We start from the raw sequence: 11,593 nt of genomic DNA on the forward strand, positions 1-11,593 counted from the left end.
ACTATGATCAAAATACACTCGATTTATATTGCCTCTCAGGCCGGTGAGCCCATGATTAAAAGGGATGCTGCGAGACTTAGTCCTGGCGTAGGAATTGAGGGCGATAGATACGCGCTTGGTATCGGCGCATTCTCTGACTCTGTTCCAGCAAAAATCAGGGATGTTTCTCTGATTGCGCTTTCAGGAATTGAAGTTGCTAACGAAGAGTTGGCGGCGGGCGGATTAAAGGCCTATCTTCCGAGTGAAACAAGAAGAAATATCGTGATTGAGAGTGTGAGCGCAGAAGATCTCAATCAGTTAGTTGGAAAAGAATTTTTTCTGGGCTCAATTCGACTAAAAGCTACAGAATTATGTATCCCTTGTGAGCGCCCGGCGAGTTTAAGCAAGAAGTCTGATTTTATTTCTGCATTTAAAAACAGGGGTGGTATTAGAGCCCAAATTTTAGACTCTGGCCAAATCAGAATTGGCGATCAATTCAAAGAAGCTTCACCTACCTGAGTTCATGATTCTTGCTGCTTCCAGCGCAAAGTAAGTCAGCACACCATCGGCACCAGCACGTTTAAATGCAAGTAAAGATTCCATCATGACAGCATCGTGATCGAGCCAACCATTTTGTGCAGCAGCTTTGAGCATCGCATATTCACCGCTCACTTGATAGGCATAAGTGGGGTAATCGAACTCTTCTCTCACACGACGCACGATATCTAAATAAGGCATCCCAGGCTTGACCATGACCATATCTGCACCTTCGCTAATATCTAGTGCAACCTCCCGCAAAGCCTCGTCACCATTGGCGCAATCCATTTGATAGGTTTTCTTATCAGCCTTACCGAGATTCTTGGCGGAACCTACTGCATCTCTAAATGGGCCATAAAAGGCCGATGCATATTTGGCGGAGTACGCCATGATGCGCGTATGAATTAAATTCTTTTGCTCAAGTGCTTCCCGAATTTTTCCAATACGACCATCCATCATGTCTGATGGTGCAACGATATCGACACCAGCTTCTGCTTGTGCAACTGCCTGCTTTACTAAGATCGCTGCAGTCTCATCATTCAGAATACGGCCTTGCTCATCGAGAACGCCATCTTGACCATGGCTTGTATACGGATCAAGCGCAACGTCCGTCATGATGCCTAAATTCGGGAAACGTTTTTTGAGTTCACGAACTGCATTAGGGATGAGGCCATTTGGATTGAATGCTTCTTTACCATCAGGTGTTTTTAACGAAGCATCTATTACTGGAAAAAGTGCTAGCACTGGAATACCTAGATCAACACACTCTTGCGCAACAGGCAATAACAAATCTAATGAAACACGATTGACGCCGGGCATGGAAGCAACAGCCTCAGATTTGCCTTGGCCTTCTAGTAAGAAGACTGGATAGATCAAGTCGTTCGCAGACACGCTATTTTCTTGCATGAGTCGACGTGACCAATCATCGCGACGCATACGACGAGGGCGATGTTCTGGAAAGTTAAGTAAAGAGCTAGCTTGTGATTTCATCTTCATGGGTTTCTGCTTCAAATAGCCATTTAATAATTAAATTATCTGCCTCTTCAAGGCCAATACGCTTGGTGCTTGAGAACAATTGTGCCGTAAGTTGCTTGGAGTCACCAGTGCCCTCTAGAAGCGCAGGGTCGTATTGTTGGAGTTGTTTGCGGACGGCCTCCAGAGCATGTTTGCATTCGCTTTTATTGAGTTTGTCGCACTTACTGAGCAAGATATGAATCGGTTTGCCTGTTGGAACAAACCATTGAATCATTTGCTCATCAAGATCGGTAATGCCGCGCCGCGCATCGACAATCAGGACCATACCAACTAATTGCTCGCGCTCTCGTAAATAGTCGCTGAGAAGGGCGTTCCAGTGGTATTTGGTCTCATGATTCACGGCGGCATAGCCATAGCCTGGTAAGTCCACTAAATAGGCTAAAAGGTCGTCTTTTGAGAAAAGACCAAAATAGTTGATGTGTTGGGTCCGACCAGGGGTCTTACTGGCAAAAGCAAGCCTTTTTTGGTTACAAAGGACGTTAATTGCGCTCGATTTACCCGCATTTGAGCGACCAGCAAAGGCTACCTCACGCAGGGGTGTGGCAGGCAGGCAATGGGTGTCATTGACTGTGGTGGCGAATCGGGCTTGAAAGAGTTTAGACATGTCCTGAAGCTATTGTAAAATCACGCCAAATCATGAAATATCTCATGGTGTTGGGTAAAAAGGTTGTAAATGTAGGGCCCAAACACTTTTAGGAATTTTTGCCAAGGTAAACATAATGCGTCAAACCTCCCAAATCTCCAAATTCACTAGCTTGCGTGCTGGTTTTGTAGCCCTTTCCATTTTCGCCCTAGTTGGCGCTTCTGGCGTGGCAATTGCAGCTGATGCTGCACCTATGGCTCCAGCTGCTGAAGCTAAGGCTGCGGTTCCAGGCAAGCCAAAAACTGATCCAGCTGTTGGTGAGACTTTATATTCAAACGGCGATGCAACGCGTGGCGTTACTGCCTGTATCACTTGCCATGGCCCTAAAGGCCAAAGCGCAGTCGGTGCATGGCCAAAACTCTCTGCTCAGCATGCGGCCTATACAGCCAAGCAGTTGAAGAACTTTAAAGAAGGTAGTCGTGCTAACCCAATCATGATGGGTATGGCTGCCACTTTGACCGAACAAGATATGCAAAATATTGCTGCCTATTTAGCTAAGCAATCGATTTCACAAGGTGTTGCACAAAACAAAGACACGATTGAGTTAGGTCAAAGTATTTATCGTGGTGGTATTGCAGCAAAAGGCGTTCCTGCTTGTGCAGCATGCCACAGCCCAACGGGTGCTGGTATTCCTGCGCAGTATCCGCTCTTGGGTGGCCAGTGGGCTGAATACACCAATGCACAGTTGCTAGCTTTCCGCGAAGGTGTTCGTAAAAACAGCAGCCAAATGACGACGATTGCTACTAAGCTGTCTGATCAAGAAATGAAAGCGGTTGCTGACTACATGGCTGGTTTGCACTAAGCTATTTTCCAAGCTTTAAATAAAAACCCCGCTCATGTAGCGGGGTTTTTATTTGTCCAACACTTTTAAAGCAGTAGTAATTTTTCTCGTAAATTATTTTGGTAAAACACTTTCACTTGTAAACAAGTCCGTCGTTTTTTCACGAGCACGAATTACATAAGCATTCTTTCCATCAACCATAATCTCTGCTGGTTTGGGGCGCGTGTTGTAGTTCGAGGCCATCACAAATCCATAAGCACCAGCAGAAAGAATAGCCAGAAGATCACCCTCTTCAACGGCAAGATAGCGATCTCTTCCAAGCCAATCACCTGATTCGCATACAGGACCCACGATGTCATAAGTGAGTCCCTTGGCTTCTTTAGCTTGTACTGGAACGATGCCATGGTGAGCCTCATACAGGGCAGGGCGCATGAGTTCAGTCATGGCTGCGTCAACGATACAAAAGTTTTTCTCAGCACCGGGCTTGAGGTATTCAACGGTGGTCAAAAGCACGCCAGCATTGCCTACTAGGGACCTGCCAGGCTCAAGGACAACATCTAAATGCCCAAACCCGCGTTCTGCCACTCGATTTAATAAGGTATTAGTGAAGTCGGTGATATCAGGAGGTGTTTCATCACTATAGGAAATTCCGAGGCCACCACCGAGATCAAGATGATGAATAACGATGCCTTCTTTTTTCAGTTGCGCTACCAGATCCAATACTTTATCAAGCGCATCTAGGTAAGGCGCAGTCGTGGTGATTTGAGAGCCAATATGACAATCAATTCCAACGACATCAATTTGAGAGAGCTGTGCCGCTTCACGATAAGTTTTTAATACTTCGTGATACGCGATGCCAAACTTATTTCCTTTTAAACCGGTAGAGATATAGGGATGTGTTTGCGCATCGACATCAGGATTGACGCGTAAGGAAATCGGGGCACGTAGCTTAAGTTCGGTTGCAACGTGATTAATTTTGTGAAGCTCAGCAATCGATTCCACATTGATGCATTTGACACCAGCTTTGAGTGCAGTTGCAATTTCAGAAGCGGATTTACCAACGCCAGCAAATACCAAGCTCTTAGGATCTGCGCCAATCGCTAATGCACGAGCTAATTCGCCTCCACTGACCAAATCAAAACCGGCACCAAGTTGTTTAAAGCAATCAATGACGGCTAAGTTACTGTTGGCCTTCATGGCATAGTGAACGCGTGCACGACGATTACCTTTGTTATCCATGCAAGCTTTGTCGTACGCTTGGTATGCCTCAGTCAGTGCTTTTTTACTGTAAACGTAAAGTGGGGTACCAAATTCTTTTGCTAAATCTGCCAGCGCAATGTCTTCGGCATACCAATTACCACTACGTTCAGTAAATCCAGATAATTTAGGAAGAGGAATTACTTTGCTTGTCATTGCTGGACCGATGATGAAGTGGCGGGTGGCGGGTATAGTTTGCCCTTAGGCTCAGGCTCAGAAGGGGCTGTAGGAGCAGGCGGCACATTTGGTATGAACAGGGGACCTCTAACCCCACATCCCACAAGGGATATTAGGAGGCTAATACCAAGGGCTCTGTTAAGAATCGCTATCATGAATGTCTCTAAAACGAATGATTGAATATAGCATGCAGGACTCTGTTATGAATCCAAATAATTCAGGTGTGGAAACCATTGATGACAAGCAGTTTTACCAGTTGGGCAGCAATCTATTGCAATCGATCGAAGTGGCATTAGAGTCTGCCGATGATGAGTTGGATCTCGATCTGGATGTGGAGCGCCAAGGAGGCAATGTCATCAATATTCGGTTTCGGGATAAAAGCGTGATTGTGGTCAATACCCAAGCCCCGCTCCATGAAATTTGGGTAGCTGCGAAATCAGGCGGTTATCACTATCGCTGGGCAGGAACCATATCGCAGCCCCTCTGGCTGGACACTAAGACTGGCAAAGAGCTTTTGAGCGATCTTTCAGAATTTGCTAGCACCCAAGCGGGGCAGCCAGTCAAGATTCAACTAATTAAGGTTTAAGCAGCCCCAGTTGCTATTAAGGTATCAATAACCTGTGCATCTGGCACGCTTTTAATTTGCGCCTTACCAATTTTTTCTAGAACTACGTAGCGGATTTGCCCTCCCTCCGTTTTTTTATCAACTTGCATGAGTTCCATATAACGCTCAGCACCAAATTTTGGCGGAGCGATTGGAAGATTCATTGACTGAATAATGTTGGTTAGACGCTCAGCCTCTGCCTTGGTAATGAAATTGAGTCGGCAAGATAAGTCTGCACCAAGCACCATGCCGCATCCAACCGCTTCACCATGTAACCATTCACCGTAACCCATGCCTGCCTCAATCGCATGACCAAAGGTATGCCCAAAGTTCAAGGTAGCACGAATGCCACCTTCTCTCTCGTCAGCAGAAACCACTGCGGATTTAATTTCACAAGAACGCAGGACCGCATGACCCATTGCAGCGGTATCACAATTTAGTAATGATTTTGCATTTGCTTCAATCCAATCTAAAAATTGAGAATCCGCAATCGCACCATGTTTCACTACTTCAGCAAGTCCTGCAGATAGTTCTCGTGGTGGCAGTGTCTTCAAAGTATTCAGGTCAGCAATGACGGCAACCGGCTGATGAAAGGCGCCAATCATGTTTTTACCTAAAGGATGATTGATGCCCGTTTTGCCGCCAACGGAAGAATCTACTTGAGCTAAAAGAGTGGTGGGTACTTGAATAAAGCGAATACCACGCATGAAGCTAGCAGCTGCGAAGCCAGTCATATCTCCAATCACGCCACCACCCAAAGCTACTAACATGGTTTGACGATCGGCGCCGAATTTTAGAAGGTCATCAAAAATCAATTGGAGATTTTTCCAATCTTTATATGACTCACCATCTGGCAGGGTGATAGTTCTTACCGGCTTGCCAAAAGTTTCTAGAGTTTTGGTAAGGCGCTGGGCATATAGGGGGGCCACTGTTGTATTGGTGACGATGTAAATCGAGCTTGATTTTTCGCAGGCGCTAAATAACTGAGGCTGATCAATTAAGTCAGTGCCAATGTAAATTGGATAGCTGCGATTACCAAGATCAACTTCAAGTGTTTTCATCATAAATTTCAAGTGGAAAGTTCAAGTTGCATGATTAAGGTGTTCACCAGCTGATTGACGCTGGGCTTACCAGTTTCAATGACATGATCAGCAATCTCGCGATATAAAGGATCACGAATGACGTATAAATTTTCTAGAATTTTTTTTGCATCCCCGTTGAGAAGCAGGGGGCGACCTTCCCCACTCTTAGTACGATGCCATAATTCAATCGGATTAGCATGTAGATAAATGACAGTGCCTTTTTCGCTCAGAGCTTTGCGATTCTCTGGCAGCAATACAGCGCCACCACCAGTAGCAAGCACGATATTTTTTTCATTCGTGACCTCACGAATGGCTTGAGCTTCGCGCTTGCGAAAGCCTTCTTCACCTTCCATCTCAAAGATGACGGGAATTTTTACACCACAACGCTCTTCAATAACGTGATCAGCATCTAAAAATCGACGCCCTAATTTTTTTGCTAGAACTTTACCAACGGTCGACTTTCCGGCGCCCATGAGGCCGATTAGAAAGATATTGTTCGTTATAGAGTTCACCCTTTGATTTTATTAGGGTTTATCTAGAACGGTGGGGGTTAGGAAGACTAGGAGTTCAGTTTTATCTTTTAATTTGGATTTATGGCGAAATAAATGGCCAATCAGGGGGATATCTCCCAATACAGGCACCTTGACCTCATCCTCTCTTTCGGTGGTTTGGAAGATTCCACCAATAATGGCAGTGCCACCGTTTTCTACGGTGACTTCGGAGCTGAGGCTTTTGGTATCGATGGCGTAACCCTGCTCTGTTTTCATACCAATAGTGTCTTTATTAATCCCGACCAACATAGAAATTTTTCCATCAGGATGGATTTTGGGTAAAACCTCTAAACGCAAGTTGGCTTTTCTGAACTGCAGCTTGCTACCATTTTGTGAGGTGGTTTGGTATGGCAGTTCGGTTCCTTGCTCAATTGTGGCCTTCACCTGATCTCCGGTCATGATGCGCGGATTAGAGAGAATCTTGCCCTGACCTTCTGACTCGAGTGCTGAGAGCTCTATCTGTAAAAGGCGGCTAGCGTTCTTAGAAACTAAGGTTGCCGCCACTGCTGCGGGGTTAAAGCCATTTAAGCCGGTGCCAGCCAAATCAAAGCTACTACTAATTTTGTTATCTGGAATTCCGCCCAGAGAATTTACTTGGTAACCCAGTTTGGCGCCAAGCTCACGGGCAAAGCGCTCATCCGCTTCTACAATGCGAGCCTCAATCAAGATCTGTTGTGGACTATTGATGTGATCCCCGCCAAAAGGAAGTGCAGCATCTTCGCGGCGATATTTCTGAAATGCAGCAATTTCCGCATGTGGACCAATCCAGTAGATGTCACCATTTCTGACTAAGCGCAAACCTCGGCTAGCCAAAATGGAGTGGAGGGCAGTTTGCCAAGGCGTGTTGTGAAGATCGACCGTGATCTTGCCTTTAATGGATTCGCTTAATAAAAAATTGGTGCTGCCAAGTTTGGCAAGAATTTGTAAAAGCTCAACCACATCAATATCAGTAAATTGCAAACTGATAGGCACTTTTAGCTCCTTATTTTGCGCAAGCGTTCCAGCTGCGGGGGTACTTAAAACAATCGTCAATAGGACTAGGCATAGGATGTGGTTTTTGAGTGGAAAGATCATTCAGTTTTGGCGGGTTTGAGAGTAAAAGATTTGCCTTGAGAATGGGTAAGGATGGCAAGCTCTTTATCGAGCTGGCTAAGCCTCCAATCACCCAGTGCGAGAGATCCTTTTTCAAGCATGACCGTTCCTTTCCCATTGTGGAAAAAGGCTCGCTGGGATGAGCCAATTTGGCTAAGCCCCAAGTAACGCCAACGACGAAGTTCAGCCTCGAAAGGAATTGTTTGAGGTTTAGGTTTTGTGGTTATTGAAGGCTTATTGTAGTTTAATGAGTAAGCACTAACTTCTAATAAATCAATTGCATCATATAGCTCATCCTCAATTTCTAGAATTTCTTCACGTACATTAGTCAATTCTTTTTTGAGTTCTGAAATCTGGTTTTGTGCCATTGCTAGATTCGATTCCTCGAAGGCTTGCGGAGAATCGTAGACGGTAAATAAGACAATCCCTAGACCAATTAAGCCGACAACCACTGCAATTAATATGCCAATTTTCTTGAGATCAGCTACAGATGGAATCTGACTTGGGACCTGTACTTTTGGCTGGGTTTTGGGGCTACCAGATTTACGGATTCCATGGGGGTCTGGGATTGCAGGATCATCCCCAAGTTCAGTCAAAATTTCATCAAAGGACTGCGGGGATATTTGGCGTGAAGGCATGCCCATATTCTGAGAATGTGGGAGACAAAAAACTATCAGCCTTTATTGAACTAGTGGTCGGAAAACGAGGGTTTTGGAGCTTTCGGTGGAATTGCCTAGGCACCCTATAATTTAAGCTTATGGCGCTTCCCCCAAAAGACAAGCCGACGTTTAATCAACGTCCTATTCGTCAGCCCGACAGACGTCCACGTCAGCCTCGAGTCGATCCAGGCGCGCCACGAAAATCTTCTGGCAGCCCCCTTGTTAAAGCATTACTCATTATTGGCGTAGCCGCGGCATTCGTGGTGACGCTGATATTGGGATACGCCTTTCTGATAGCCAAACCCAATTTGCCAAAAATTTCTGCATTAACGGATTACAACCCCAAAACACCTTTGCGTATATATACGGCTGATAAGGTATTAATCGGTGAGTTTGGTGAAGAACGCCGCAAAGTCATTCCGCTGAGTGAAATTCCAGCGAGCATGAAAAACGCTGTATTGGCCATTGAGGATGATCGCTTCTACTCTCATGGTGGCGTAGATTATGTGGGAATCATTCGGGCAGCAGCAACCAATTTACGAGGAAACCTTTCACAGGGTGCCTCGACTATTACGATGCAGGTTGCTCGCAATTTCTTCTTGAGTAATGAGAAAACTTTTAGCAGGAAAATTTATGAAGTCTTGTTAGCCTGGGAAATTGAATCTCAGTTAACCAAGGATAAGATCCTTGAAATCTATATGAACCAAATTTTCTTGGGCCAGCGGGCATATGGATTTTCTAGTGCAGCACAGATTTATTTCGGCAAGGACTTAAAAGATATCTCGATTGCAGAATCGGCGATGTTGGCCGGATTACCTAAAGCCCCTTCGGCATACAACCCAGTGACTAATTACAGGCGCGCAAAGATTCGTCAAGAATATATTTTGCAGCGCATGCGCGATCTTGGCTACATCAGTACTGAGCAATACCAAAAAGCAATGGCTGAGGAGTTGCGCATCCGTGGACTAGGTAATGAGTTTGCAGTGCGCGCAGATTTCCCTGCCGAGATGGTCCGCCAATTACTGTTTAGTCAATACGGCGAAGCAATCTATTCTCAAGGGATCGATGTATACACCACCATCTTGAAGGCCGACCAAGACGCCGCTTATAAAGCAGTGCGTCGTGGAATATTCGAGTATGACCTGCGCCACGCATACCGTGGTCCAGAAGGCTTTATTGATTTACCTCAAGAGCAGGTGAAACGTCAGCGCGCTATCGACGAAGCCTTGTTAGCCTATCCTCAGTTGGATGACTTGCAGTCTGGTGTTGTGTTGGATGTAAAGCCAAAGGAAATGCAGGTGATGATTTCTACTGGCGACACTATCACGCTCAAGGGCGATGGCATGAAGTTAGCCACAGCTTCTTTGACTGACAGTACTCAGCCCAAAAAGCGTCTACGTCCAGGCGCAGTGGTGAGATTGCTATCGGACGGTGGTGTATGGAAACTGGCGCAATTGCCACAGGTTGAAGCTGCCTTTGTATCCATGAATGCAAATACGGGCGCGATTCTCTCCTTGGTAGGAGGGTTTGATTTCCGTCGCAATCAATTTAATCACGTGACCCAGGCCTTACGTCAGCCAGGCTCTTCATTCAAGCCGTTTATTTATGCTGCAGCAATTGAAAAAGGTTTTACGCCAAGCACGATGGTCAATGACGCGCCTTTATCCATAGGCAGCTTAGAGACTGGCAGCCAAGCGTGGGAGCCAAAAAACTACGATGGTAAATATGACGGCATGATGCGTTTGCGGAATGCTTTGGCCAAATCGAAGAACTTAGTATCCGTCCGTATTATTCGAGCTATTGGTCCCTCATATGCTCAGGAATTTATTCAACGATTTGGTTTTGAGCCGGAGAAGCATCCACCTTATCTGACCATGGCTTTGGGTGCGGGATCAGTAACGCCTTTGCAAATGGCTTCCGCATATAGTGTGTTTGCAAATGGCGGTTATCGGGTAGATCCATTCTTGATCGATAAGATGGTTGATGCGAAAGGCACTATTTTGTTTGAAGCTAAACCAACACGCGTAGGCGATGGTGCTCCTCGTGTTTTAGATGCTCGTACTGCCTTTGTGATGGATAGCATGCTGCAAGAAGTGACCAAGACAGGCACTGCTGCATCGGCCCGCGTCAAGCTTGGGCGTAACGATATTGCTGGTAAGACGGGCACTACTAATGAATCCCATGATGCCTGGTTTGCAGGTTACAACCCTCAAGTTGTTGCCATTGCTTGGATTGGTTTTGATAAGCCAGCGAGTTTGGGTGATCGTGAAACAGGTGGCGGCCTTGCTTTACCAATGTGGATTGCTTATATGACGACCGCTTTGAGAGATTCTCCACAAGAATCACGTCCTGTTCCAGAGGGTGTAACGCAAGCGGATGGCGATTGGTTTATTCCTGAGTTCTCTCGCAGTGGTGGAGTACGCGAACTACAGTAGTTCGTCATCACCATGGCTCGGCAAGCACGCACTGTCATACCTGGCCAAGCAATGCATGTGATGGTGCGTGGCAATAATCGCGAAACACTATTCTTTAGCGATGATGATCGAAGGATTTATTTGGAATGGTTGCGTCAAGCAGCAAAACAGTTTGCTTGTGCTGTTCATGCGTTTGCATTAATGCCAAATCATGTGCATTTATTAATGACCCCCCAAAATGACGATTCATTGGCAAAGACAATGCAGTCTTTAGGTCGTCGCTATGCCCAGTACTTTAATCAACAGCATCATCGCTCTGGAACAATTTGGGAGGGGAGGTATCGTTCATCTCTCATTGACCCCAATTATTTTTTGCGTTGCCAGCGCTATATTGAGTTGAATCCAGTAAGGGCTGGATATGAATCTAATCCTCAGGATTCAGTCTGGACTAGCTTTACCACTCATATTGGGGGAAATGCAGAACCGTGGCTGGTCGACCATCAGCATTTTTGGAAGTTGGGCAATACCCCCTTTGAGAGACAAATGAAGTGGGCCGAGTTTGTCAAAGAGGGCGCCCCTCACTGGGAAGACCAACAAATCACCGAGTCTTTGGTCCGTTCAAAGCCTTGGATAAGCGATATTTATGCCAAAAAGCTATTTAAAGATGCTCCTGAGTTAGTTCAGATCCGAACTCGAGGACGCCCAAAGAAAATAAACCCTTTAAATACAAAAGGATAGGGTTTATTGAGTAGTATTTGAAGTGCTGCTTACCTCGAGTCTGT

The 11,593-nt window shown here is 45.8% G+C and carries 13 protein-coding genes; 5 read left to right on the forward strand and 8 right to left on the reverse strand.

The features are described 5' to 3' along the window. The first annotated feature begins 3 nt into the window (after positions 1–3). On the forward strand, positions 4–498 hold the full coding sequence (locus ICN21_RS00570) for an MOSC domain-containing protein (protein WP_216175966.1): 495 nt from the start codon (positions 4–6) through the stop codon (positions 496–498). Here ICN21_RS00570 and hemB read toward each other — a convergent pair. Both hemB and yihA read right to left on the reverse strand, forming a co-directional pair. After that, positions 487–1,506 (reverse strand): porphobilinogen synthase, encoded by a 1,020-nt coding sequence (hemB, locus tag ICN21_RS00575; RefSeq protein WP_216176022.1) that lies wholly within the window; start codon positions 1,504–1,506, stop codon positions 487–489. The two genes, ICN21_RS00570 and hemB, sit on opposite strands and share 12 nt — an antisense overlap. Next, a complete protein-coding gene (yihA, locus tag ICN21_RS00580; protein WP_216175967.1) occupies positions 1,490–2,155 on the reverse strand; it encodes a ribosome biogenesis GTP-binding protein YihA/YsxC in 666 nt (221 codons plus the stop codon). The genes hemB and yihA overlap by 17 nt, the downstream gene beginning before the upstream one ends. A 115-nt stretch (positions 2,156–2,270) precedes the next feature. On the opposite strand from yihA, the gene ICN21_RS00585 reads away from it, so the two are divergent. Continuing rightward, positions 2,271–2,996: a cytochrome c gene (locus ICN21_RS00585; RefSeq protein WP_215296117.1), complete on the forward strand. Its 726-nt coding sequence runs from the start codon at positions 2,271–2,273 to the stop codon at positions 2,994–2,996. Positions 2,997–3,089: 93 nt separating this feature from the next. Here ICN21_RS00585 and lysA read toward each other — a convergent pair whose 3' ends face one another. After that, positions 3,090–4,388 carry a diaminopimelate decarboxylase gene (gene lysA, locus ICN21_RS00590; RefSeq protein WP_216861614.1) on the reverse strand — a complete coding sequence of 433 codons (1,299 nt, stop codon included), beginning with the start codon at positions 4,386–4,388 and terminating at the stop codon, positions 3,090–3,092. Then, complete coding sequence (locus ICN21_RS11140) at positions 4,385–4,564, reverse strand: lipoprotein (protein WP_223146553.1); 180 nt, start codon at positions 4,562–4,564, stop codon at positions 4,385–4,387. The genes lysA and ICN21_RS11140 overlap by 4 nt, the downstream gene beginning before the upstream one ends. A gap of 47 nt (positions 4,565–4,611) precedes the next feature. Between ICN21_RS11140 and cyaY the strand changes: the two genes are divergently transcribed. Further along, entirely contained in the window at positions 4,612–4,995 is a 384-nt protein-coding gene (cyaY, locus tag ICN21_RS00595) for an iron donor protein CyaY (RefSeq protein ID WP_216175968.1), read from the forward strand. Here cyaY and aroB read toward each other — a convergent pair. The 4 genes from aroB to ICN21_RS00615 form a co-directional block, all read right to left on the reverse strand. Beyond that, the gene (aroB, locus tag ICN21_RS00600) at positions 4,992–6,074 is read right to left on the reverse strand and encodes a 3-dehydroquinate synthase (protein ID WP_255534140.1); all 1,083 of its coding nucleotides are present in this window, start codon (positions 6,072–6,074) and stop codon (positions 4,992–4,994) included. The two genes, cyaY and aroB, sit on opposite strands and share 4 nt — an antisense overlap. Positions 6,075–6,082: 8 nt before the next feature. Then, positions 6,083–6,607, reverse strand: coding sequence for a shikimate kinase (locus tag ICN21_RS00605; protein ID WP_216175971.1), 525 nt, complete (start codon positions 6,605–6,607; stop codon positions 6,083–6,085). 12 nt (positions 6,608–6,619) lie between these two features. Beyond that, the gene (locus ICN21_RS00610) at positions 6,620–7,618 is read right to left on the reverse strand and encodes a secretin and TonB N-terminal domain-containing protein (RefSeq protein WP_251370017.1); all 999 of its coding nucleotides are present in this window, start codon (positions 7,616–7,618) and stop codon (positions 6,620–6,622) included. A 98-nt stretch (positions 7,619–7,716) separates the two neighbouring features. Continuing rightward, complete coding sequence (locus tag ICN21_RS00615; protein WP_216175974.1) at positions 7,717–8,376, reverse strand: hypothetical protein; 660 nt, start codon at positions 8,374–8,376, stop codon at positions 7,717–7,719. Positions 8,377–8,495: 119 nt separating this feature from the next. On the opposite strand from ICN21_RS00615, the gene ICN21_RS00620 reads away from it, so the two are divergent. After that, a complete protein-coding gene (locus tag ICN21_RS00620) occupies positions 8,496–10,832 on the forward strand; it encodes a penicillin-binding protein 1A (RefSeq protein WP_216175976.1) in 2,337 nt (778 codons plus the stop codon). Between the two features lie 12 nt (positions 10,833–10,844). Next, a complete protein-coding gene (locus ICN21_RS00625; protein ID WP_216123481.1) occupies positions 10,845–11,549 on the forward strand; it encodes a transposase in 705 nt (234 codons plus the stop codon). Positions 11,550–11,593: the final 44 nt, after the last annotated feature.

This window comes from Polynucleobacter sp. AP-Feld-500C-C5 (assembly GCF_018882265.1).
Lineage (GTDB): Bacteria > Pseudomonadota > Gammaproteobacteria > Burkholderiales > Burkholderiaceae > Polynucleobacter.